The organism is Bradyrhizobium sp. CCBAU 53415, from assembly GCF_028128735.1.
GTDB lineage: Bacteria > Pseudomonadota > Alphaproteobacteria > Rhizobiales > Xanthobacteraceae > Bradyrhizobium.
This window is the reverse complement of sequence record NZ_LBJF01000016.1, coordinates 14901-38122: the sequence shown is the minus strand read 5'-3', so window position 1 is coordinate 38122 and position 23222 is coordinate 14901. Positions and strand designations below refer to the sequence as shown.

The window sequence follows — 23222 nt, the reverse complement described above, 5'->3', positions numbered from 1 at the left end:
AGCCGTTGTTGCGTTTTTAGGCGGGGCCGGGGTTCACAAGTGCAACAGTATTGATCTGCCGAATGAACGTCAGTTGCTTCGGATACCCGTCGAAGACCTCCTGACCTTGCCCCACGGGCTTAATCCAGTTTGAAGTTCGCTCTGGCCCACGACAAGGACCAGAGCCTGAAGCGCAGCCGCTTTTCGGAAGAACAGATCATCGGGATTTTGAAGGAGCATGAGGCCGGCGTGTCGGTCGCCGATCTGTGCCGCAAGCATGGCGTCAGCGACGCCAGCATCTACAAATGGAAAGCCAAGTTCGGTGGGATGGAGGTCTCGGAGGCCAAGCGGCTGAAGACGCTGGAGGACGAGAACACGCGGCTGAAACGGCTGCTGGCCGACGCCATGCTGGACAACGCGGCCTTGAAGGACCTCTTGGGAAAGAAGTGGTGACGTCCGCGGCCAAGCGGAAAGCTGTCGCGCATCTCGTGGATGCCCACGGGATGAGCGAACGGCGGGCGTGTAAAGCCATCGGCTGCTGCCGCATGACCATGAGATACCAGACGACCCGCGCGGATGATGCCGGCCTTCGCCAGCGCATGAGGGCGATCGCCCAGGAGCGCCGTCGCTTCGGCTATCGGCGCCTGCACGTTCTGCTCAAGCGGGAGGGCTACGTGATCAACCACAAGAAGCTGTTCCGGCTCTACCGGGAAGAGAGGCTTGCGGTGCGTCGCCGTGGCGGCCGCAAGCGGGCGATCGGGACCCGGGCGCCGATGACGGTGGCGATGGCGCCGAACGACCGCTGGTCGCTCGACTTCGTGTCGGATCAGCTCACCGATGGCCGCCGTTTCCGCATCCTCACCGTCGTCGATGATTGCACCCGCGAGTGCCTGGCGCTGGTGGCCGACACCTCGCTCTCCGGCACCCGCGTGGCGCGGGAGCTGGACCGGCTGGTGATGAAGCGCGGCAAGCCGAAGATGGTGGTCAGCGACAACGGCAGCGAGTTCACCAGCAACGCCATCCTCAGCTGGGCCGACCAGAGCCGTGTCGACTGGCACTACATCGCGCCGGGCAAGCCCATGCAGAATGCCTTCATCGAGAGCTTCAACGGCCGGCTGCGCGATGAATTGCTGAACGAGACGCTGTTCACGTCGCTGGCCCAGGCCCGCGTCGCGCTCGGATGCTGGCGCGCCGATTACAACGACGCACGACCACACTCGCGGCTCGGATGGAAGACGCCGTCCGAGTTCGCCTTCACCTGCCACCCGCGCCGGGATCTGGCGCTGCGCTATGCCGAAGGCTCCGCGCCAGCTCCCGTCGCTCCCACCGCCCAACCGGGCAAATCCAACGACCGGGGCGAACTCAGAACTGGATAAAACTTGGGGGCAAGGTCACTCCTGTTTGATGCAAGCACCTTAGCCAGCGGACGCGATTCTGGATCCGAGCCGACTAACCGGGTTCTGATATGAAGGCCAATGACGCCAGAAGGCCACGTCATCGGACGGTGTATCGCTTTTCGGATGTCGCAGTACATCCGACGGATGCCATAGTTGACGAAGCGCCCGAGTTTTCTGAGCCGCATATTGAGCAGTTGCGCTGTTGATAAGGTTCCAGTCATCTGTAGACAGATAGGAATAGCCCTTAGGGTGCCTGCTGGGCTCGGGAGCAGCTTGGCTTGCCTCTGCCAAGTGCTGCTCAAAGGCGTCTTGCCCGGTCTGGGGCTCTTCCGAGACGGCCTGCTGCACCTGCGATGAAGCTGGTACATTAAAGTCTTGCGGGTCCACGTTCGCCCCTCGTTCAAGATCACCTGAGCAGGTCTCCTACTGTGGACAAGCTTTCGAGAACCTGACGGGGCCATGACTCGCAGCGGTCGCACCGGCCAACCTCGGAACGGAAGTCGGTCCGGATCGGCTTCTCCTCACGATTTAGCTCTTCGCACCCGTCGCCGCCTTCGGACATCTCGAATAGTGTCCTACCGGGGGGCCCTTCCCACGCGGGTGAGCTAAATACGGCCGTCAGTGGGGAGGATTCGGACAATGCCTGCTAAGAGCGCGGCGACGGACTTGCTGACGACGGCTAGGCGGGCGTCCCCATTCATCAAATGATCTGATGCGAGATAAGTGGCGAACGCGTCTCGAAATTACGCAAATAGTTTTCTCGCGTAAAATTGTCACCCACAGAACTTATCATACGGCGTCTGATACGACTGCAACCGAGAAAATCAAAGGTATTCTAGAGCGCGGGCGTGCTCTCAGAGATAAGGAGTTGCTAGATTGGGTGAGGGGAATACCGTCTCAGGAGACTGAGGTCTTGTTTTTGGGCGGGAATCTGGGTGACTATCAGACGACCAGCGAAGCGAATCCGTACAGGTCAGACCCACCGCAAGATGTTCCGCCGATCAAGAAAGCAAGGGCCAGCTCCGAGCGCGACATGATCGCAGACTCTCGAACCCGCTGAGCGCCGCTACATCTTCCCCAACCTCTTCGCCGACGAAGATGAGGACTTCAGCCTGATCTGGTCCCGCCGCAACCATCGTAGCGCCGACTGACCGATCCACAACGCCTCGCCCGGCTGGTCCGGGCGGGACATTACGTTGCGCAGGAGCCGGCCGCGATCTTGCGGCAGCGTCGCACCACGACAATGCGAGCATCGCAGGACGAACGCACTGATTCCCTTAAGGAGCTTCAGTCGCAAGCAACCGAGGGCGCGTCGTCGTGCTTGAGGTGTCGCTTTCGGACATTGTAACTCACCAGCCAGATCACGCCGACTGCGATCGGCACGAAGGCTGCGGTCAGGAACGAGGGCTCTACTCGCAGTCCGACGTCATGCGCGCCCTTGGCAAGATAGCTAAACAAGCTGACCACATAATATCCTATCGCCCCGACCGATAATCCTTCGACCGTGCACTGCAGCCGAAGTTGCTGTTTCGCGCGCTCGTTGATAGCCTGCAACAGGTCACGATGTTGTCGTTCGATTTCGACGTCGACACGGGTTCGCAACAGATCGGCGGCACGCGCGAGCTTGACCGACAGAGCCGCCTGACGATCCTCTACGGTCGCGCAGGTTCGCATTGCGGGCGCCATGCGGCGCGCCAGAAACGACGACCAGGTTGGATAACCCGAGACATCGTTGCCTTCAATGATGGACAGTCGCGATTGGACCAGCTCGTTGTAGGCCCTGCTGGCGCCGAAGCGAAACAGGCTGCCGGTCGCGCCTTTTTCGAAGGAGGCAGCCAGCGCCGTCAGCTCGGCAAGCAGATGGTTGTTGAACTGCAGCCCCTCACCGCTTTGCATTTTTTCGAGCGCCTCAACAAGACGGCGGTCGATGCGATCAACGGAAGGTGCAAGCTCAAGGGCCGCCGACAGGCCAAGCAGCGCCAGTGGACGGTAGGTCTCGATCTCCAGGAGCCGTTGCACCAGCGCTCCGAGATCGTGCGACGTCAATCCGAGGTCGCAGACGAGGATTTTCGTAAAGCCTTTTTCGTCTACGCGGAAGTCTGAGGCGGCAACGCCTGCGCCGCTCTTTGTGGCAACCATGGCCAGGCTGTCCTTGTCAAAAACCTGTTCGGCGCGCCTGGTCGGCGAGGCGTCCTGCTCCACTTCTAGCCTAATCGCGACCAGCAACTGTCCGGTCTGACGCAACGCGCGGATCAGCGATCGGACGGTACCATCAACTTTGTCAAATCGGTCTGCGGCAGAACCATTTGTGTTACTCCAGATCCAGGTGAATGTTGTGAATTCCGAATGCTGCTCCCAGCGTAGCGTAGCGGGCCCGATGACAATTTGATGAAGTTTCGCCGATTGCTCAGGTGGCGGAAGATTGCGCTCGAGGCAAAAATCGATAAAACGGCAGCGATCGCTTGTGGCCGCCTCACCCTGCGCAAGAAAAGCCAAGTGGATCACGCTGAATGGCGAAACAAGGCGCGTGAAAGGGCGCGCGTGCACTTCGCCGAGCACGGCGTCGCGTTGCGGATGTGGCGTGAAGGTTCGCAGATCCAATTCATCGACCATGTATTGACGCCTCTCTTCAGGATGAGCAAGCAATCGTCAGCCGCGCGAGGCCGTGGCGAGCAGGAGCGTCTTCCGTTCCCCCAGCGGGGTGCAGACAGGCGACCTCCGGTGCGACAACCACATTGTCGATTGACAGATCGAGGCCCAAACACGACTCCCATCTTGCTGCCGCCGCCCTGACGCGGAGAGGCGCTGCAGGATTTGGGCCAGCACTGTAGAAGGGGCACGCTCGCGTCCTTTGGCGCAATGTGGCTTTCGAAGACAGTTGGAGGCGGGTTTCAGACATGAAGCGCGCTTGTATTCTGACAGGATGCATACGTGGCGCAGGCCACAGGAAATTGCCTGGTTCGCACGGTGATCGCTCGCCAGGCGGCTACATTATCTGAGACGCCATGCTGTGGACGGATTTGTCCATGCAGAGGCCGGCGACTGACCGCGCCTGGACCAGCCGGGCAAGGCTTGGCCGATGGCTGATAACGTCACGTCGCGTGAGGTTGACGTGATCACGCAGCCGGAGCGCACGCCGTCATCATCTTTTGAGGTGACATTCAGGGCAGTGCAAGCGCCGCGGCTCGACCTCAGTGAGGCAGAAACGTGGCGAATGTCGTGAGCGATCGACCGAATAGCGGCGGATCACAAGTACGGCCGACTCGACTTGGCGGGCGTATTGCTCGAGTGCGGTCGCGGAAGTTTTGATCCGTCGTAGCCTCGCGGCCGAGATCCGGTTTCCGTTGAATTCGCTCGCCGGTCTTTGCGGGACGCGAGGATCGCCACGTTCTCGTTGATGTCAGCTCTGTTTCGAATCGAGCGCACAAACGACCTCTTCGATGGATGGATCTGGCCGAAGGCCGGCTAAGAAACCTCGATCGCCTATGGCGCAACAGCGGCGTCACAACTTTCATCCCCTGCCGGCTGCGCCGTCATTCCTCGCGAAACAAGAAAGTTACTCCTTTGCTGTCGAGCCCATGCGGGGTGCGCCGTCGATCGCCTCCGGCCTGTCGATCATCATCGAGGCCGCAAGGTGCGGGCTCGGAAAACAGAGATCAAGGAGAACTACCATGGCCACCATCGGCACCTTCAAGACGACCGGCAACAACAAGTCCGGGCACTCTATCTGCCAAAGGAATGGACGGACGATCCCGCTCGCCTGCAAGCCGCATATGTCCCGAGCGATGTGGGCTTTGCGATGAAGCCCAAGATCGCGCGTCGAATGGTCGCTCGCGCGATCCCCGCAAAGGTGCCGTCCTCGTTCGTGGCGGCGGACAGCGTGTATGGCACAGGTGAGATCGAAACCCTGCTGCGCAAGGCGGGAAAAGGCTATGTTCTGGGGGGTGCTTCCAATCAGGTGTTCCGTTCCTGGGGCAAGCGACAGCCTGTCGCCGGCACCGCCTCCGCGATCGCGCAGGGCCTTCCCAAGAAGGCCTGGCACCGCTCGGCGTCCGGCGAAGGGACCAAAGGTCCGCGCTGGCACGACTGGCCTATCTTGAGTTGGCCGATCTCGACGCTGGTGAATACAACGACGACCTTGCCGGAGAATGGACGCGGGGTCTTCTTATCCGTCGCAACGTTACTGACGCCAGCTTGGCCTTCTCCACATGGTGCCCCAAGGGCACGTCCATGCAGAAGCTGGTGTCGGTGGAAGGCCATCGCTGGGCTATCGAGGACAGCTTCGAAACCGCCAAGAACGAGCTCGGCCTTGACCACAACGAAAGCCGCTCCTGGCATGGCTGGCATCGCCATGTCTCACTCGTCATGCTGGCCTTCGCCATGATGGCCGTCATCCGTCATCGAGCCAACACTGGACCATCGCTCAAAAAAACGCGACCGCGGTCTCGACCGAGCATCGTTCTTGATCCGCTTGTCGATCCAGGAAATCCGCCGCATCGCCATGAAGCTTGCCCAGCGGCGCATCTTGCACGCCTACGTCCTCGCATGGTCGTCCTGGCGCAGGGCTTATCAAGCCGACGCGCGCAAAGCCCATCTCAGGCAAAAATTGCAACTGTAATGCTAGTTAGGGCCCCGACGGAACACACCAAGACAGTATCGTCGTTCTTAGAGGCAAATACAGCGGTGCCGGTCGCCCACTACAAAAAAAACATAAGTCAGAACGCACAGACAATTACTCGTTCCGGTCAATCAACCGCCCCTAACGAAGAACATTGGGTTCCAAGCTAGCGCGCAGCTTCCAGACGCGGGAGTCGTTTGGATGATTGATCCGCTCAGCTTCTTGGTCATCCAGGGGCGACTATTCTAAGTTGACCCCACCGGCTCATATCATGCGGCAAAGCCGGGGGCCGACCTCCTCGAAGCCGTTCCGCAGATAGAAGTCGAGGGTGCGCTTCCATTTCGGCTGCCACGGTGCTCCGACCTCCAGCCGCTTCCATCCTCGCGCGCGTCCTTCGGACAGAGCGACCGCGATCAGATGAGGCGCAATGCCCTGCGATCTCATGTCGGGGCGAACATAGAGCTCCGAGATTTCTCCGAACTTGCCGCCCGCGTAGATCGCAGTGCATTCGTTTAGAACCATGACGCCAACCGGCTCGTTGTCTCCGCAGGCGATCACCGCGACGACGCTGACATCCGCAAGAACTGCCGCCGCGCTTTGCGTGACGATTTCGATCTCCGGGGCCATCCGGCCCAAGAGCTCGACTTGGAGAGCATAAACGAAGCGGGCGACGGTTCCGGCATCTGTGACTTCAGCGCGGCGTGTGGATATGACCGGCATCTTTCTTTCCTGTCTGCTCCGCATCGGAATTGAATCACTCTGCGCCATGAGCGTCAGCGTGACATTTGTGATCCGCTAGACAGAGACAAGGCTAGCTGAGATTCCCGAACACCTCGAACCAGAGCCAATTGGAGCACTTTCCAATCAGCTGATCTCTGCTGTGGGTCTTGGTTGTATGAAAACGCCCGATGACCCGCGATTTCGGCTGTCAATCAGCGTCCACAACTGAATTTCGATCCAACCGATGGCTTTCACGTCGCAGGGTTTCATCACGAAGCTAAAGCTCGCCTCTCCAAGATAGGATCATGATCATCGCGAACTTCATTGTTGAAACGGTCCTTCAAGCGGCCGCTGACCTTGAGCCGACAATCCGATGAGACAATCACGTATTCCAGGTCAAAAAGCCGATGGATGTCGGTACGTAGAAGGAAACCGTTCAGAGGTGTATGCACTCCACGCATTTTGACTCCCGAAAACCGAGCTCAATCGCTCTGTGACCGCAGTCTATAGATATTGGCCATCTCCTTGCTCGGTGCTGAATCCTTTACCAGTCACGATGTTTGGAGACCAGCTCTCTGAAATGGTAGCATGGATCCCCCGGCCAGAAGGACCGCTGGGTTAGGGTTAGGACAGCCAATGACAGGATCCTCTCGGTCGTCGAGAGCGATCGGGTCGAGACGATAACTCCCTATTCGCGCATTTCACGACGACTTGAGACGCGTTCTTTAGGCTAAAGGCGTCCTGGCCAGGGAGGCCGGCACAAGAAGTCGCGAGAGTCACTGCCACATGGCGCAACATCGCCAAGGCAGTCGGGGCGCGGTCGGACGAGATCAACCGTATGGTCAGCGCCTCTAAGCACGACGATTTCCGGCGATCGCTGGCGCTGTGACGAAGATTCATTTTGGCTCTTGTCGGCGTGTATGTCTGAATCCCGACAGAAGGCGCAAATGGTTGGCCGCACAGTGCATTGATTTTCTCTTCCTCAAGCAAGTCTCGCACAGATACTTTTGCGGCATGCTGATTGCAGGGAGACGATAAAGGACCGTTTCGGCAATAGTGGTCTCTCGGTCAACGATGCAGGAGAGATGAAAATGCTCGATCGTATGCAAATTGATACCAAACACTGCCTCGGGTAAGGCACCTCACCAATTGAAGCGTTGTCCATCGCGGGTCCCTCCGTCGTTCTTCACGACGACCGCAGATCGTGTCGTTCACGCAAACTGACAGCGAAGCTCCCGGCACAGGATTTCTGATGAGCTCTACGCAAGCAATTCGTGAACGCCTGCGCGACGCCGGCGCGTCGTTTGCGGCAAACGACAATATCGCAGAATATCTGCTGCCTGGTGACATTGATGTGATCCAAGCCGAGGTCGAGCAGCACGTGCAGGCTGTGCTTGAGGCCCTGGTTATCGACACCAGCCGCGACCACAACACCAAAGCGACCGCGAAGCGCGTTGCCAGGATGTACGTGCGCGAGGTTTTTGCCGGGCGCTTTGAGCCCGCGCCCGAGGTTACCGACTTCCCGAACGCGAGCGGCCTGAACGAACTCTACACGTTGGGTCCCATTGCCGTGCGCTCGACGTGCTCGCATCACCTCGTGCCCATGACTGGCCGCATGTGGGTTGGCGTTGTGCCCGGTGAAAAAGTGATCGGTATCAGCAAATTTGTGCGCCTTGCCAACTGGATCATGTCGCGCCCGCACATCCAGGAGGAGGCCGCAGTTATGCTGGCGGACGAACTGGAACGCCGTATCCTGCCGAAGGGATTGGCCGTCATCGTTAGGGCGCAGCACCAATGCATGATCTGGCGTGGTGTTCGTGAGACTGACACCATCATGATAACCAGCATCATGCGCGGTGCTTTCCGCGACGAAAGGACATTGCGCAGCGAATTTATGGCACTGATCAAGGATCAACCGTGACCTACCTATCGACGAAGACATACGGTCATGAAATCGGACTATCCGCTACATTTCGCCAGTGGCGCGCGCTGTCACACTGTCGTCTGCTGCACGGTTACTCGTTGTCATTTCGCTTCGAGTTCGAAGCCGACACCCTAGACGACAAGAATTGGGTCGTTGATTTTGGCGGCCTCAAAGAGCTGAAAGCGATCCTCGAAGACACGTTTGACCATAAGACCGTCGTAGCTGCGGACGATCCGGAGCTTGAATGGTTCCACGAAGCGGCGCGGCGCGGCGTGGCGGATATCGTTGTGCTACCTGCCGTCGGCTGCGAAAAGTTTGCCGAGCACGTCTACGGCATCGCGAGCAAGTGGCTGCTGACAGAGCGACTTGCTCCGCGTTGCCGGCTTGCATCTGTCGAAGTCAAAGAGCACGGTGCGAACAGCGCGATCTATCGCGCAACGAGCCGTGCTGCCGGTCAACGAGATCGTTGAAAGTATCCAGGGCGAAGCCTGCAAGAGCGGCACGCCGTCCGTGTTCCTGCGGCTACAGGCCTGTCCAGTTGGTTGCCCCCGGTGCGACAGCAAGCACACATGGATCGCAGATCCAGCACGCCAAGTGTCGATAGCCGAGATCACGGCCAAAGGTCGAGGACGCCAACACCTGCCCTGATGTAGCCCAGCGTTTGGCCTGTTAGGCCGAAGGACGTAACCCACTCGAGCAGTCCCTGTGACAAAGGCGTTTGGACCTGCGTCGCAAGTGGCGATAACAAAAGCGCCCGAGAAGGCAAGACAGCTGTTGGTGCCATCGGAGACAGCATGGCTCGCATCGGGGTCTTGAGAATGAGGCCCATGGCGCTGGTACCGAGCAGCGCGCCATTGTTCGCCTTGAGCCAGCGCTCCCTCTGGTCATCGCTGCCAAACAGACTGATCATAGTGCGATGGTCTTCGGGGCGGACACGGCGCCGGCCAGGCTGGAGCTTCAGTGTCTTGCATCATTCCAAGCGCGGATGGGCGTAAATCCGTTAACGAGGGAGGCGATGCAATTTGCAGGAAAGCCGGCAAGCAAGTCGGTCACGGCGCCACCATTGAAGGTCGGCAAGGATGCTGTTTTTGGCTTCAAGGAAGGGACGCGCTGATCTCGCCGTCAGATACCAAGATTGAGCGAACCCACTAAAGCTCCTTAGCCAAGCGGGCTACCGCGACGGATTATTGATTGCGGATTGCTTTAATGGAAGGCTGTACGGTCAAGCGATAAAGCACGAGGTAGGCCGCTCCGAGCTCCTCGATCAGTGTGCCGCAAGCAGGGCAGTGGTAGTTTTCTTGGATGCCACGTTCAGACGTAAGCTCAAGACGGCGAAAACCAGCACCGCATTCCGAGCACGTCACATCACTCTTTTTCATGCGTGGCCTCCTCGCGCTGGCAGTCGTCACATTTCTTCAACATGCGCTTAGTTATCGCGCATCTCCCTGGGACGGTGCTTCAAGCACAATTAACATTGAGGATTTGCTGGCGCCTGCGCCGTCGGCAAATGGTAGTCGTAAAAATCGGACATCCGACAAAAAATTTCGCGCCAACTGACGGGCGCTCCTTCGTAGAATACCTGACGGTCAAATCATTCGTTCGAAGATTCTCGCCGTCACAGTGGCGCTGGCAAACGCTTTTCGTCGAATTATGCACTACCGCCGCGGATTTTCTGCGTTATGAGTCTTGAAGACGGTCGCGCCTGATGTTTCGGGCAACGGCATCGATCAGCAGGGGCCGAACGCGACCGTCTCGTCTTTTAAGAGCGAATTAAGCAAAGCTGGATTTGATGCCGCCCGGGCAGGAAGCTTAGGTGAGTGGGGCGTGTGATGAGTGCTGCCAACGAGCAATCCGCGGAATCAGATACGAGGCTGTTCAATGATATGCCGGTCCTGCGGCGCAAGTGGCAGGCTGCGCTCAAGCCCGGCGAAACGCTTCCCCGCTACGAAAATGTGCTGCTGGGGAGCCTCGGGCGGCTTGCCGATCATCTTGTGCTGCTCAGGTGTGACAATGGCGCGTTTGCCGTTTCGCGCACTGGTCGCTATGCTCAGAACTGGTTGGACGACACCCGTTGGGACATTCCGCTGGATGCGTTGCGTCCAGATTGCGCGACAGCCCTCACCGGGGCGGCCTCGAATGCGATTGCAAACAACCATCCCTATCTGGCAACCGCTCATTGCGTGCATGCCGGCATGGTGCGGACCTACGACGTGCTGGCGCTGCCGACCTTATCGCGTTGGGGCGGTACGCTGGTCGGCGTCTATGTCAACGAGCGCGCTACAGAATACAATTTGATCGATGCAATCTTTTGCAAAACCGACGATGGCGTTATCTCGCTCTCAACCGTTCGCGATCCCGCAGGCAGACCATTTGATTTTCAAGTCGTGCACCACAATCAGGCAGCAGCAAGGCTCCTAGGTGTGGAAGAGGGCAGCCTGTTGTGGCAGCGCCTCGGCAATTCAGACCATCTGCTTTGTTCGAAAGAGGTGATGGAGCGGTTGGGCGCCGCGGTCGCGGATGATTTCGGTGACCAGTTCGAGATCGAATACGGTGATCAAAGCCTGCGCTTGCGCCTCAGTGCCTTCGGAGACATCGTGTCCGTGGTCATTTCCGACGTTACGTCGTTCAAGCGCCGGGATGCCTCGTTCAGGTTGCTGTTCGACAGTAATCCGATGCCGATGTGGGCGTTAGATGCCGAGACAATGGACTTCGTGAGGGTCAATGACGCGGCAGTGCAGCACTATGGCTATGCTCGCGAGACCTTCCTGCGAATGAAGGTTCAGGAGATCTGGCCAGACGACGAGCGGGTCAGCTATACGCGGGCGCTGCGAGAAGCGGGCGACATCTCTCAGTCCGAACATCCCTGGCGCCATGTCAGGGCTGATGGCACTGAGATTTCTGTGCTGACCTTTGGGCGGCGCCTCATGATCGAGGGACGCGAGGGCTATCTGGTTGTGGTGGTCGACATCACCGAACGGCGCAAGGCCGAGGCCCGCATCGCCCATATGGCACTTCACGACGGGTTGACCAACCTCGCAAACCGCGCGCTCCACCAGAGGTGGCTCGCAGACGCGCTCGAAAGGGCTAATGCAGCTGGCAACCGCGTCGCGGCGCTGTGTATCGACCTCGACCTCTTCAAGAACGTCAACGATTCGTTCGGCCACCTCATCGGCGATCACCTGCTCGAGCAAGTGGCCGACCGGCTGCGGTCCAAGGTGGCCGGCAACAATCTGGCGGCACGGCTCGGCGGCGACGAATTTTCGATCATTCTCACGGATGATACCTCGCCGACGCATGTGAGCCAATTCGCGGCTGACCTGATCAGGACGTTGAGTGCGCCTTATGAGATTGACGGCAACCAAGTCATTATCGGAGCCTCGGTCGGCATCGCGTTGTCACCAGGCGACGGCACCAGCAGCGCCGAGCTGATGCGTAATGCCGATATGGCGCTCTATCGCGCCAAAGAGGATGGCCGCGGAACGCATCGCTTTTTCGAGCGGGAGATGGATCAGCAGGTGCAGCGGCGGCGCGAGATGGAGCTTGATTTGCGCCGCGCCTTTGCCAGCAGCGAGTTCGAGCTGCACTATCAGCCGTTGATTGACATCGCGAGCGACAAGATCTCAGGTTTTGAGGCGCTTCTGCGCTGGCCGCACCCAGGCAAGGGCATGATCTCGCCGGCCGAGTTTATTCCCCTTGCGGAGGAAATCGGGCTGATCGTGCCCCTCGGAGAATGGGTGCTGCGCTATGCCTGTAACGAGGCAGCAAAGTGGCCTTCGCAGATCAGGGTCGCGGTCAACCTGTCGCCGGTGCAATTCCGTAGCCGCAATCTGGTTCAATTGGTGATTTCAGCGCTGGCGAATTCCGGCTTGGCCCCGAAGCGGCTCGAGCTTGAAATCACCGAATCGGTGTTTCTGGCGGAGACGGAGGCAAATCTTGCGATCCTACACCAGCTCCGCGAGCTCGGCGTCTCCATATCGCTAGATGACTTTGGAACGGGCTATTCGAGCCTCAGCTACTTGCGCAGCTTTCCCTTCGATAAGATCAAGATTGATCGCTCCTTTGTGAAGGATCTGGCGAAACGCTCCGATTGCGGGGCCATCGTGCGGGCGATCTCGGGCCTCGGCCGGAGCCTCAACATCACGACGACAGCGGAAGGGGTGGAGACCACGGAGCAGCTCGATTGGCTTCGTGCCGAGGGTTGTAACGAGGTGCAAGGATTCTTGTTCAGCGGCGCCAGGCCAGCCGCCGAAGTGGGGCAGCTCTTGTTTCGCTTTGGCGCAAGGGCGTCCAGGGCGGCATGATCGCCGTGGCGCATGAACAGCCTCGTCACGTTGAGGCTTCGCAAATCGAACCCGATCAGGCCACGCGGTCGTCCGTAGCCCCAGGAGTTGATCTCCGACACTTCTCGCGCGCCTTCACTGCGGGAAGGCGTGGTGCCAAGACGTCAATGGGGCTTCAGCGCTCTTGGCGGCAGCCGGCACCAGATGCACGATCCGATACCCGTTCTGATGCAGGTAGCGCAGGAACGCGGGCAGCATGGCCGCCGTCCGCGTCTGCGCATCATGCAGCAGAATGATGCCCTTACGAGCGGCCTCGAGCCGCTCGATCAGGATTGTGAGCTCTTGCTCTGGAGTTATGTTCTCCCAATCGCTCGCCCAAAGGTCAGCTCCGAACACGACAATTCCGCGCGCCAGCAAGAGATCGAGCGTCGCAGGTGTCGCGTCGAAGTAGGGGAACCGGAAGAACGGTGTCGAGGGCATTTTGGTGGACACACCGTTGAGCGCCATTTCGACGGCGGCGATACCGCGCTCGATGTCCTCTTTCGCCTGCTCGAACGAGATTTTCGACATCATCGGATGCGACCAGCTGTGGTGCGCTACGGTGTGGCCCTGGGCGGCCATACGCCGCACGAGCTCGGGAAATTCCGCCGAGGATCGGCCGACCAGAAAGAACGTGGCTCGCGCGCATTCCTGTGCGAGCGCAGCCAGCACCTTATCCGTGTTGGGCGTCCGCGGTCCGTCATCGAAGGTGAGGACGACTTCATGGTCCGCCAGAGGAAGCGTCTCGGGAAAGTTCTTCAGCCCCACCCGCGGGAAGAGTGCGGCATCTACAGTGAGCACCCGCGCCGTGCCGAGCGCATCCCGCCGATTGCAGCTAGAGGCGTCTGTCACGGCAGTACCGGCGAGCAACGCCAGCACAGCGCAGCCGATGCCAAAAGCTATTCTGGGCAGGCGCAACTCTGTCATTGCGCTTTAGTGCGACCTTGATTGTTGGTGAGACCCGTGGTGCCCAGCAGACTATCTGATCGGCATCGCGGGATTTCGGCGCATCGAGGCTATGTCGTGCGTAAAAAGGTCGTCGAACGTCCGTTATCCGTTCGAACCGCGCCGCTCGGCAGGAACCGCCGCCAGAAAACCCACTTTCACCGGCTACTCGCAGGCATAAAAGTGTCGCGGTTGATGCGGGTGAGGGTCCCAATTCTCGCTCGGGCAGGTTCCTACGAAACGCAATCGACGCGGCGGCCGCATCCAGCGAGGTTAGCATCCGCTTCGATAACGTGATACCTCGCGCTCTTCGACAAGGAGGGCCGGGAGCGCTACCCAAGTTGCGGCGAGCTTGTAGAGGAACTGGAAGGGCACGCCTTGTGGAAGCTGGACACGTCGGACAAGACTGGCTCCAGTTGCTCGCCAGGCCAAATAAAGAAACGCCGGGAGAGCGCGATTGCACTCAATCCCGACCGTCCCGGATCGTCTGCAAAAGGACGTCCCGTCCTTCTCTTTGGCTAGGCCCAAGGTGCGAGCAGTGCCGCTATGGCAGATGTCTACACTATTACTATCAGGGGAGCCGAGTTGCCGGACCATGAGAGCTTTCATCAGGTCGACAAACTCATGGAAGGCATGGGCAGGCTGGGGCCCAAACGTTTGCAGAAGCTCTTGGTGGACTGCAATAGCGTGGAGGTTAAAAGGCTCTTCTTCTTTGCTGGTCGGCATCAGCATGCTCAAGTACCTGGAGAAAGACAAGATGGATCTTGGCAGAGTAAGCGCATGCTTGCCATAGGCGGCAAGTTCGATTCCGCCTATCAGATAACTGTGCCGGAGGATCTCGATGGCGTTCTCTGAGGCCTTCCTCGCTACCCTTGCTGGTCGTGTTCTTCACCGGAAGCGAAGAGCCGCCGGATTGTGTTTCGATGCTTCGCGTTCCGATGCTGAGTGGAGGCTTTGTCTTTGGCGAGGACTTTGGCAGCCGGGTTCGGCAAGCGATGGCGGATAACGAGAGCGCCCACGATGGAGCGGTTGCGTTCGGCCGATCGAGGAAGTCCAGCTCCTATAAGTGCGCGGGCTGGTCTTACCGCATTGTCGCGACAACAGCATCTAGTGCGGCAGAGGCAAACAGGGGCGCGGCTTACAACAGCGCAATTTCGTTGTCGCTGAGCCGCGGTGTCGATCTCGTCTGCTTGTTTTCCCGGGATCTGGAGATCTTCGTGGGTGGGAGGCGGGCAACCCTCGTTGAAGGTCGGTAGTTCCTATCATATGGGAAGCGATTGCGGTTGCTCCGCCGATAACCAGGCCGTCTGAATACCGATCCGGCCCAGCACGTTGGACGGGGAGGGCAGGAACCGCTTTTTGCCCTCTAAAAAAAGGTCCGAATCGGTCACAATAGGGTAAACGCTTGATTTGACATCGAAACCTTTTTGAAATCTAGCTCTTGCAGGGTGTCAGAAGTTCTCCTATGTTTCTGACACTGGAGTGAGAGCCATGACCGCCCTTAGCACCCGGATTTTGGAAGTCACCAAAGAACTGCCCGAAGGCGCACCGATTGCTGCCAAGGCGCTTTTGCACCTTGGAAAGCGTGCTGCTGTCGATCAGGCCCTTTCGCGTCTTGCCGAGCGAGGAAAGCTCCTGCGCGCGAGGCGAGGGGTGTATCTGCGTCCGGTCGAAAGCCGTTTCGGGGTTAGAGCTCCGTCGGTCGAAAAAGTCGTTGAGGAAACCAAGGCTCGCAGCGGTGAGACCATTGTTTCCAGCGGCGCGGCGGCGGCCAACCATCTTGGTTTGACAACGCAGGTACCTGTCCGTCAGGTTTACCTGACCTCTGGTCCTTCTCGCGAGCTCCACCTTGGCAAGCAAGTTGTCCAGCTCAAGCATGCGCCGCTTTGGCAGCTTACGCTGGCGAACCGTCGTGCTGGTGAGGTGGTGCGTGCGCTTGCCTGGGTTGGTCCCAAGACGGCAGAACGAGCATTGCGGTCGGTCAGTCAGAAACTGACCCCAACCGAAGTGAGGGAACTTAAGTCCGCGGCGTCTTCATTGCCGACTTGGCTTGCCAGGCCGATAAGCGAACTGCATGTCTGACAGGTTCCTAAATCTGTCTGACGCCGAGCGCCGAGAGGCGCTCGGCGTTGCTGCTTCCAATTCAGGACGTCCGGCACATCTCCTTGAGAAAGATGTCTGGGTCGTTTGGTGCTTGAACGCACTCTTTTCCTCTCCACTGGGAGAGCACCTCGTTTTCAAGGGCGGAACGTCCCTTTCCAAGGCGTACGGCGCAATCCGCCGCTTCTCAGAGGACGTCGACCTTACCTACGATATTCGGGCAATAGCCCCTGATCTCGTGAAAACACGCCAGAGCAATCCCGTCCCTCAGACCCGAAGCCAGGGCAAAAAATGGAGCGACCAGGTCCGAGAGCGACTTCCAATTTGGGTGAAAGAAAAGGCGCTTCCCGTTATCAGTCAGTGTCTGGAAAACGACAAGCTGAGTGCAAAGGCGGAAGCCGATGATGACAAAATCTTCGTCCGATACGCTCCCTTGGAGACAGGCAATGGCTATGTGAGCTCCGCCGTCATGCTCGAATTCGGCGCAAGATCCACCGGCGAGCCGAGCGAGCTTCACGACGTGGTTTGCGACGCCGCCCAGTATCTTGAAACTCTCGAGTTTCCCACTGCCCGGCCGAAAACCATGAAAGCGGAGCGCACCTTCTGGGAGAAGGCGACCGCAATCCATGTTTTTTGTGTCCAGGGCAAACTGCGAGGCGAGCGCTTTGCTCGCCACTGGTACGATCTCGTGAGGCTGGATGACGCGGGGATCGCGGACGCCGCATTAAAAGACCGAGAACTGGCTAACACGGTGGCAGAGCATAAAACATGGTTCTTCTCTGAAAAGGACCGTGCCGGTACGATGATTGACTATCACAGGGTAGTCAATGGTGCATTGAAGCTCGTCCCTGAAGGCGAAGCGCGAGCCGTTTTGGAATGGGACTATCAACACATGGTCGACGACGGCCTCTTGCTGGATGAGCCAGAGACCTTTGAGACGCTAATGCAACGGTGTGCGGACATCGAAAGCCGAGCGAACAGACCAGCCTTGAAAATCTAGAGATGGTCGGAGTTCATGCGCTGAGCTCGATCAGTTATCGTGCAGATCACCTAATTGGCTCCGCCGAGTGCGAATGTGATCGATGTCAATCAAATGCGCCTGCCGAATAGTCTCCGATGAGACGACGCCACGATCGGTGCCCTATCGGATCGGCGCCGGTTAGTTGGGAAAGATGTGGAGCATGCTCGGCAGGTTACCGACTCAGCCGTGCCTCGACCAGGCCGAGGATCGCCTCAACGTTCGTTGTCATCGAATGATGGTTCGCGGCTTCTCGTGGACGGCTGACCGTTGCCGCTTTCTTTCCGCGGCGACATCGAAGCGCCATCCCCGAGGTGCCGCCGCCAGCGAGGCTGTTTCTTTCTCGCGGTCCAGGCGCAAGCTTAAGAACTGAGACAATCATAAATTGTAACGATTGTTGCGTTCCGGTCACAGACTCTGCCCGTCTTCGGGCTCTAAGTTGGTGCCAACGGGCTCGCAAAACCCATGGTGACCACCACATTAGAGCGCTGGCGCAGGGGGATGGGAGCGTCGCAGGAAGATTTTAGGCTGGTTTGAGCTTGGCTTGCCGTGATGAACCGGTGCGCCGGCAAAAGGCGATGTTTGCATGAGATTGCTGCACCTCATTTTCGGGGCCGTTTGTCTGTCGCTTACCGGCTGCGGCACCTACATTCCAAGCCAGCGGGATTGGCCAAGATCCAGCTCCCGTGAAGTCGAAGACATGAATTCGACGCTCATTCGCAGCATCGTTTGCGAGTTGAGCTACGCCGTGACTTTGACGGTCAAGGAGGATCTGGCCCAAGCCCGCGAACGAGCCAATCATCGCGCGTACAGCAGCTTCCTCGCCGGTTGGGGTGTCGAGGTTGCGACCGACTTGACGGTCTCGGAAAACTCGACTGTCAATCCGACCGGTCTTTGGGAGCCAGTGTCTCCACTCTCGCCGATATTCAGTCTCGCAGGCGGCATCAGCGGCGGAGCCGTTGCGACGAACGAAAACGACTTCAACGTCTTCTATCCGATCGCAGCTCTCTACAAGCCAAATCTCTTTCAACGCAACAGCACGGAGCGTCCGTGCCGCGATCCTTCCGGAAACAAGGAAGGCTCGCCGCTGGTCGACATCGATCTGAAGATCCTGCCGCTGCTGGAGTCCCGCATTCAGATCGTCAAGCTCGGCCTGGCCAGCGATCCGGACAACGTCGAACTGATCAAGGACGAGAAGAATGTCCTGACGCAAACCGTCTCGATCAAGGAGACGGTTTCAGGAGACATCACACCGACGTGGAAGTTTACGACCGGCACGGTGAATCCGTCTGGAAACCTGTTCAGCGCGGGGCGCGAACGAACGCATCAGGTCGTCTTCACCTTCGGACCCCTGGCCAAGGGCGGCAAGTCGTTGTCACCGCTGGCGCAGGCGTTTCACATCAATCAACAGCTCAGAGCCGGTCTTCGTGGTACCCGCATAATTCCTTAAGAGGAGGAACACAGTGAACGCCTCGCGTAAAAGGACTGGTCGAGCCACAAAGCCGAAGAAGGACAAGACGAAAAAGCCTCAAGCGATGGCAGCGGTGCAACCGCCTGCCGGTAATCCCCCTGCTGCCAATCCGGACGTGGATAGCGGTCATGAACGCGTGCGCACAATTATCACAAACCTGGACGTGCCGTCTCTGCACAGCGACGACATCACCGATATCCTGCTGCACTGCGCATCGGTGCTCAATTTGCGAAACGCTATCGACAATCCAAACGCCTCATTGGCGCAGTCCTCCGCGCGCTACTGCTACACGAAATCGGGAGATGATCCGACGGTCAGTATCTGGAGCGGCGGCTTCAAGGTGGGAGAGACTTCGGAGGCGAATGCCAAGGCCAGCGGTATCCCGCCCTGCGGGTGATCGCACATTGCTCGCAGGCAGCGTTCTGAGCCCTGAAAATCTCCGCATCGGGTATGCTTCATTCCAGCAGGGCGTCGCATACTGCTAACATTATCGCCTCAATCGCTTCACTGTTGGGCCGAAATCGCCGGGCGACCGCCAAGGCTGCCATAGATGACCGGCTTCCTCGATGGAGTACCAGTCCTTGGGCGAAGGAGCTTAATCCAAAGGCGGAGTCATAGATCGAGATGGCTCTTCCATCGACACCAAGCTTGAGGATTGAGAACTCCAGTAATTCATCGCCGCCGTCGCCCCAGCGCTTGGTCGCGACTTCCGGTGCCGCAGCGCCCAGCCGTCTTACGCCAATCGGTCGCTGACGCTTGACTGCGAAGAGGATTTCGTCGGTCGAGGTCGCGACCGCCTGAATGTTGGAGGGAAACGCATCATCATCTTTCCAGACTGTTGAGGATCTAAGCCCCGGGGTCACCCGAAGAAGAATTCCTTTGCCGCTATCTTCGCACGATCCGCGCGTCTGCCCGCCGATCTTGAGTTCTTGATCCCCGCCGTCCGCCGCAATAACCTGCAGATCCGAAATTTTGAGCGTCTTCCTCACTTCGAAAGTCGTCGCGTCGAGCAGATAGACCGTTGCTTCGAGAGGTCCCGGGCAGAGGGTCGGCAAGCCGAACAAGGCCTCGCTGGAGCCGAAATTGCCAAACTGCCGCGAATTAACAATCAGCGCGAGATCGGGGCCGAGCCGGGAAAGAAGTGCCCATTGCCCGATGATGAATTCGGACATCCCGACCTTAACTTCCTTTCGCGCAACCTCGTTCCCATCGCGGTCAAATCGGACGAAACGCGCTATGCGCTCGTCCTTCGATGAGTAAGTCGATCCCGACAGCATAACGACATCGTTGCCGACTTTCAGGGAACCGTACGGCATATCGTCCACAAGGTCCGGCCAAGCCTTCTGCCAGATCTGGCTGCCATCCGGCGCAAATCGCCTCACGATCGGATAGGGTTGCACCGACACTTTATATCCGAACGCATAGAGCTGTGATTGATCAATGAGAAGTTTGCCGGCGCCGATCTCACGCGACTTGGAGAAGGGCGCTGAACTGCTCGATACCGAATCCCTGATGATGCTCGCCATCGTCTTTCCGTCCCAGTCGCCCATGGGGGCGCAGGCATGGCTGGCGATGCGCTCGCCCTTGTGAAAGAGTTCGACCGTCCGATCGTCGATGCGGGCATCGACCAGCTCGCCGATCAGACGGTACGGCGCGGAGTACCAGTGGCCGTTGACCTCGACATGATAGTCGGGAGCGACCCGGCAGCGCTTCCAGCGTGCGAAGGCATAGATGAGGAAATTCGGTCGATTGCAGCGAGGTCGGCCGCCGGGCGAGAAGTGCACCACTGAAGGCAGCAGGCGGAGCGCGGGGTGTCGCTCGCTCCTGGACTACGGCGCGCGCACCTCATCCTGCCTGAGCTCGATCAGGAATTCGCGCCAATATTGGTGCGAGTATGCGAGCATGTCCATTCGGCTCGCATAGGCGGACCGCTGCGCTGAGTAGTGGTTCGGCTGGCTGAAGCCGGCGAATCTCGCGCGATTTCCGAGTGATCGGCATCCCGTGAGAATACGCACCTTGGGCCGATTTGACGAATCGAATTGACGATGCACAATAAGGTAGCCTGTCCGTTTGCTATCCTCGGATATGGCCACGACCGTCCCAGCGTCGGCCTCCATGGCCCCCAGAAGGTGCTGGGACCTGTTCGTTCTTCACCCTCAATCGGGTAAACAGTTCGCTTCTCGCTTGCCGGAGTTTCACGTAGGCCGCGCTCTCGTTTGTTCTTTGTCGCGCTGGCCGGGCTATCCCGTTCATTCTGGTTGGCAACCCGAGCCGAGCGTAGGCTCGAGGTGTAAGGCAGAACGACTGGTCGCGGGCTGAGATCCAGATGCGCATATGCGGTGCAAGACTGTGCCCGGCGTCCGCCCGCATCGCCTAGACCTCCGAACCAGCTCCCACCGGTGGAACGCGATGCGCCACTCAGACCCGCGCACCGATTGCGAAGGTCAGGCGGAATGAGACCTCGGAGATGGTCGCGTCAGACGTGGCAGATGCGGCCGCGGTTTTATCTCCGTTCTTCGAACTTCGTCAGCTTCTCGAAAGCCAGGTTTTCTAGCTTCCGAACTTGGCCTCTCGATGACGAAGCCGCACATGTCTGAATTCGTGCTGAACTCCAGCACACTCGCCGGCAAGATTCTTCAAGAGGCCGTTGTTGTTCCCATAACAGATAGGAGAGCTGAATGGATCCGAATCCGATCGATAATGCCCGCTCACCAGGATCACCGACGTCGCACGTCTGGACACAGGAAGATCATGATTTGTTCAGTCAGATCATGAATGAAGCTGGACCATCATCATCTGCCGCACCTGAGGAAGCGGTAGATGTCTCATTCGCCGCTCCCCAGAGATTTTCACACGGTTCGCAAATCGCCCCTGACTTTATGGTCGAGAGGCTGTTCCACCGGGGTCTATTGCCGGACTCGGACCAGCCGACGATGACCTATGAAATCCGAGGTCACCGCTACACGGCCGGCTTGGATGAGTCCAATCGCGTTCGTCTTGTTCATAACCCTGCGGAGGACCAAGTGGTTGGGGCCGGTCGGGCGGGGGTACCGGACTTCGGAGCTTTCTTCACGGAGAACCGGCGCTTCGGAACGCCGCTACCACAGCAATGGGCCACACCTGCCCTCATGGATAAGTTGCGCGAGGAGGATCTCATGCCGACCGCCAATAACCCCACAACAATCCAGCTTAACGGACGGACCTACGAGGCCGAATTAGCCGAAGGAGGGTTCGTTAAGCTTACGCGGGTCTGAGGCGCAACCCGACTGTGACCGATCGCGCCCGGCCGGAACCCCGCGATCGCTTCGGTTGTTGCTACCGACACAGGCAATTCATCGCTCAGTAGTGAATTGTTCGCGCCGCCAGTGGGTACGCATCGTTGGACCCACTGGCAGGCACCGGGAGTCTCGGTCTTGTGGCGCCGTCATACATCCGTGATGCGGGCTTGGGGCCGATCTACGCCTTCGTTGCTGAGGCCGCCGCTCAACCCGTCGCCACCAAGACGCAGATGGCCGATACAGTCATGTCCTCAATGCGCGGACGACCCGTTGGAATGGTATCGTTGCGGATCCGGCGATCCCATTCAATTAGCTCTGTCAGATAAGACGAGGACAAGCGGCCGAGCCGGCGCGTGGCTATCGCGCTCGTGAGGGCAGGCAGCACATTTTCCGCTACATTGGAGATGGATCATGAGGCGCATTGACGAGCGCGGCAAGTCGCCCATTTCAGAATTTGGTGCCAACGAAAGTCGAAGCGCTGAAGGTTCTAGCGCCGGATCGGCTTATGCTCCGGCTGAAGAGGGCCGATCATTCAATTCTGTTGTGGAGCGGATGCGTTCTGAGCCTCAGGATTCAGATGCATCATACTCTCGCATTGCGCCGCGCGCCAGCGGCGCGGGACGGCTTGCCGGTCCTCCCGCCGGCCCACATCGACTCCTCGGGGCTGCGCTGCAGGGCGCAATCGGCGGGAGCCGTCGTCGTTTACGCTCCTTGCCGGAATCCGGCTCGTCGCGATCTGATGCGGAACTGCGGCGCGACGATGCAGAGGCTGAAAGCTCGCCAGGACGCTCGCTACCGTCGCACCCAGCTAGTGGACCAGAAGGGGGACACGTCCATGATGTGCCCACCCAGACGGTCCAAGGCCGAGGCCTGAAGCGACCTTCTAATCCTTACAGTGGGGGACCAAGTCGAGATGCCGCCTTGCCTGCGCGTGGCGAAGAGTCCTGGCGCCCCGATCGAGACGCTGAAAGCTCACACGCGGACAGACGCGCCCCAGATACGCAAACCGTGTCTGAGAGGAGTGGCAGACCAGGAAGGTGGCGCGCCTCCAATGCGCCGACGCAGTCAATCCAGCGTGAAGGTTCGGAATGTACTTATGATGGCGCAGCAAATCGGGAAGCACGCCTGGCGCGTTCTGATCGCGGTCGGTGGCGTGCCCACCAGCTGGCTGAAAGCTCGCAAAGAGGCGAGCTTTCAGCGAATACGCAACCAGTGTCCGAGCGGGGTGGCAGGCCAGGAGGCTGGCGCATCGGCGGTGTTCCTGTGCAGCCAATCCAGTCTGAGAGCTCGGAGCGATCCCACCGAACTCACGGTGACGCAGCCAATCTGGAAATTGACCCGTCGCATTCGGATGGCGGCCGGCGCCGCGCCGATCGAGCGGTCGAACGTTCGCAAGCAGGCGGGCTGGTGCCGCATAGCCAATCCGTCTCTGACTTAAGTGGCGGACCAGGAA

Annotated in this window: 17 protein-coding genes and 3 pseudogenes; 13 read left to right on the top strand and 7 right to left on the bottom strand. The window is 59.0% G+C overall.

Going from position 1 to position 23222, the window contains the following annotated elements:
* Positions 1 to 228 precede the first annotated feature (228 nt).
* Positions 229 to 318, top strand: a pseudogene (locus XH87_RS09310) (transposase); the annotation flags it as partial.
* Complete coding sequence (locus XH87_RS09305) at positions 285 to 1355, top strand: IS3 family transposase (protein ID WP_271587025.1); 1071 nt, start codon at positions 285 to 287, stop codon at positions 1353 to 1355. The pseudogene XH87_RS09310 and the gene XH87_RS09305, both read left to right, overlap by 34 nt.
* A gap of 1308 nt (positions 1356 to 2663) precedes the next feature.
* Here XH87_RS09305 and XH87_RS09300 read toward each other — a convergent pair.
* Positions 2664 to 3989 carry a DUF3422 family protein gene (locus XH87_RS09300; protein WP_271587024.1) on the bottom strand — a complete coding sequence of 442 codons (1326 nt, stop codon included), beginning with the start codon at positions 3987 to 3989 and terminating at the stop codon, positions 2664 to 2666.
* A 1102-nt stretch (positions 3990 to 5091) separates the two neighbouring features.
* On the opposite strand from XH87_RS09300, the pseudogene XH87_RS09295 reads away from it, so the two are divergent.
* Positions 5092 to 5813, top strand: a pseudogene (locus XH87_RS09295) (IS701 family transposase); the annotation flags it as partial.
* 445 nt (positions 5814 to 6258) lie between these two features.
* Here XH87_RS09295 and XH87_RS09290 read toward each other — a convergent pair.
* Positions 6259 to 6714, bottom strand: a complete 456-nt coding sequence (locus XH87_RS09290; protein WP_442868253.1) for a GNAT family N-acetyltransferase — start codon at positions 6712 to 6714, stop codon at positions 6259 to 6261.
* A gap of 269 nt (positions 6715 to 6983) precedes the next feature.
* Positions 6984 to 7175 carry an HNH endonuclease gene (locus XH87_RS09285; protein ID WP_271587022.1) on the bottom strand — a complete coding sequence of 64 codons (192 nt, stop codon included), beginning with the start codon at positions 7173 to 7175 and terminating at the stop codon, positions 6984 to 6986.
* Positions 7176 to 7918: 743 nt separating this feature from the next.
* Here XH87_RS09285 and folE point away from each other — a divergent pair.
* Together folE and XH87_RS09275 are read left to right on the top strand one after the other, a co-directional pair.
* On the top strand, positions 7919 to 8635 hold the full coding sequence (gene folE, locus XH87_RS09280; protein WP_271587021.1) for a GTP cyclohydrolase I: 717 nt from the start codon (positions 7919 to 7921) through the stop codon (positions 8633 to 8635).
* Positions 8632 to 9108 carry a 6-pyruvoyl trahydropterin synthase family protein gene (locus XH87_RS09275; protein WP_271587020.1) on the top strand — a complete coding sequence of 159 codons (477 nt, stop codon included), beginning with the start codon at positions 8632 to 8634 and terminating at the stop codon, positions 9106 to 9108. Before folE ends, XH87_RS09275 begins: the two co-directional genes overlap by 4 nt.
* A gap of 140 nt (positions 9109 to 9248) precedes the next feature.
* Here the strand turns inward: XH87_RS09275 and XH87_RS09270 are convergent, their stop codons facing one another.
* Complete coding sequence (locus tag XH87_RS09270; protein WP_271587019.1) at positions 9249 to 9548, bottom strand: hypothetical protein; 300 nt, start codon at positions 9546 to 9548, stop codon at positions 9249 to 9251.
* A 274-nt stretch (positions 9549 to 9822) separates the two neighbouring features.
* Entirely contained in the window at positions 9823 to 10017 is a 195-nt protein-coding gene (locus XH87_RS09265) for a hypothetical protein (protein WP_271587018.1), read from the bottom strand.
* Positions 10018 to 10467: 450 nt separating this feature from the next.
* On the opposite strand from XH87_RS09265, the gene XH87_RS09260 reads away from it, so the two are divergent.
* Positions 10468 to 12939: a putative bifunctional diguanylate cyclase/phosphodiesterase gene (locus tag XH87_RS09260; RefSeq protein ID WP_271587017.1), complete on the top strand. Its 2472-nt coding sequence runs from the start codon at positions 10468 to 10470 to the stop codon at positions 12937 to 12939.
* 114 nt (positions 12940 to 13053) lie between these two features.
* Here XH87_RS09260 and XH87_RS09255 read toward each other — a convergent pair whose 3' ends face one another.
* Positions 13054 to 13884, bottom strand: a complete 831-nt coding sequence (locus XH87_RS09255) for a polysaccharide deacetylase family protein (RefSeq protein WP_271587016.1) — start codon at positions 13882 to 13884, stop codon at positions 13054 to 13056.
* 564 nt (positions 13885 to 14448) lie between these two features.
* Here XH87_RS09255 and XH87_RS09250 point away from each other — a divergent pair.
* The 5 genes from XH87_RS09250 to XH87_RS09230 all read left to right on the top strand — a co-directional run bounded on the left by XH87_RS09250 (position 14449) and on the right by XH87_RS09230 (position 18888).
* Positions 14449 to 14757 carry a type IV toxin-antitoxin system AbiEi family antitoxin domain-containing protein gene (locus XH87_RS09250; protein ID WP_271587015.1) on the top strand — a complete coding sequence of 103 codons (309 nt, stop codon included), beginning with the start codon at positions 14449 to 14451 and terminating at the stop codon, positions 14755 to 14757.
* Between the two features lie 636 nt (positions 14758 to 15393).
* Positions 15394 to 15984, top strand: a complete 591-nt coding sequence (locus XH87_RS09245; protein ID WP_271587014.1) for a DUF6088 family protein — start codon at positions 15394 to 15396, stop codon at positions 15982 to 15984.
* Positions 15977 to 17002: a nucleotidyl transferase AbiEii/AbiGii toxin family protein gene (locus XH87_RS09240; protein WP_271587013.1), complete on the top strand. Its 1026-nt coding sequence runs from the start codon at positions 15977 to 15979 to the stop codon at positions 17000 to 17002. The genes XH87_RS09245 and XH87_RS09240 overlap by 8 nt, the downstream gene beginning before the upstream one ends.
* A 604-nt stretch (positions 17003 to 17606) precedes the next feature.
* Positions 17607 to 18470: a hypothetical protein gene (locus tag XH87_RS09235; RefSeq protein WP_271587012.1), complete on the top strand. Its 864-nt coding sequence runs from the start codon at positions 17607 to 17609 to the stop codon at positions 18468 to 18470.
* A 13-nt stretch (positions 18471 to 18483) separates the two neighbouring features.
* A complete protein-coding gene (locus XH87_RS09230; protein WP_271587011.1) occupies positions 18484 to 18888 on the top strand; it encodes a hypothetical protein in 405 nt (134 codons plus the stop codon).
* A gap of 1153 nt (positions 18889 to 20041) precedes the next feature.
* On the opposite strand, the pseudogene XH87_RS09225 reads toward XH87_RS09230, so the two are convergent.
* Positions 20042 to 20221, bottom strand: a pseudogene (locus tag XH87_RS09225) (Mu transposase domain-containing protein); the annotation flags it as partial.
* Between the two features lie 948 nt (positions 20222 to 21169).
* On the opposite strand from XH87_RS09225, the gene XH87_RS09220 reads away from it, so the two are divergent.
* Positions 21170 to 21745 carry a hypothetical protein gene (locus XH87_RS09220; RefSeq protein WP_271587010.1) on the top strand — a complete coding sequence of 192 codons (576 nt, stop codon included), beginning with the start codon at positions 21170 to 21172 and terminating at the stop codon, positions 21743 to 21745.
* Between the two features lie 1120 nt (positions 21746 to 22865).
* A complete protein-coding gene (locus XH87_RS09215) occupies positions 22866 to 23207 on the top strand; it encodes a hypothetical protein (RefSeq protein ID WP_271587009.1) in 342 nt (113 codons plus the stop codon).
* The last annotated feature ends 15 nt before the right edge of the window (positions 23208 to 23222 follow it).

Excerpts from the sequence above, each read along its gene's own strand:
- XH87_RS09305 (WP_271587025.1), top strand. The coding sequence starts at position 285 with ATGGAAAGCCAAGTTCGGTGGGATGGAGGTCTCGGAGGCCAAGCGGCT.
- XH87_RS09300 (WP_271587024.1), bottom strand. The coding sequence starts at position 3,989 with ATGGTCGATGAATTGGATCTGCGAACCTTCACGCCACATCCGCAACGC.
- XH87_RS09290 (WP_442868253.1), bottom strand. The coding sequence starts at position 6,714 with ATGCCGGTCATATCCACACGCCGCGCTGAAGTCACAGATGCCGGAACC.
- XH87_RS09285 (WP_271587022.1), bottom strand. The coding sequence starts at position 7,175 with ATGCGTGGAGTGCATACACCTCTGAACGGTTTCCTTCTACGTACCGAC.
- XH87_RS09270 (WP_271587019.1), bottom strand. The coding sequence starts at position 9,548 with ATGATCAGTCTGTTTGGCAGCGATGACCAGAGGGAGCGCTGGCTCAAG.
- XH87_RS09265 (WP_271587018.1), bottom strand. The coding sequence starts at position 10,017 with ATGAAAAAGAGTGATGTGACGTGCTCGGAATGCGGTGCTGGTTTTCGC.
- XH87_RS09260 (WP_271587017.1), top strand. The coding sequence starts at position 10,468 with ATGAGTGCTGCCAACGAGCAATCCGCGGAATCAGATACGAGGCTGTTC.
- XH87_RS09255 (WP_271587016.1), bottom strand. The coding sequence starts at position 13,884 with ATGACAGAGTTGCGCCTGCCCAGAATAGCTTTTGGCATCGGCTGCGCT.
- XH87_RS09250 (WP_271587015.1), top strand. The coding sequence starts at position 14,449 with ATGGCAGATGTCTACACTATTACTATCAGGGGAGCCGAGTTGCCGGAC.
- XH87_RS09245 (WP_271587014.1), top strand. The coding sequence starts at position 15,394 with ATGACCGCCCTTAGCACCCGGATTTTGGAAGTCACCAAAGAACTGCCC.
- XH87_RS09240 (WP_271587013.1), top strand. The coding sequence starts at position 15,977 with ATGTCTGACAGGTTCCTAAATCTGTCTGACGCCGAGCGCCGAGAGGCG.
- XH87_RS09235 (WP_271587012.1), top strand. The coding sequence starts at position 17,607 with ATGAGATTGCTGCACCTCATTTTCGGGGCCGTTTGTCTGTCGCTTACC.
- XH87_RS09220 (WP_271587010.1), top strand. The coding sequence starts at position 21,170 with ATGGATCCGAATCCGATCGATAATGCCCGCTCACCAGGATCACCGACG.
- XH87_RS09215 (WP_271587009.1), top strand. The coding sequence starts at position 22,866 with ATGATGGCGCAGCAAATCGGGAAGCACGCCTGGCGCGTTCTGATCGCG.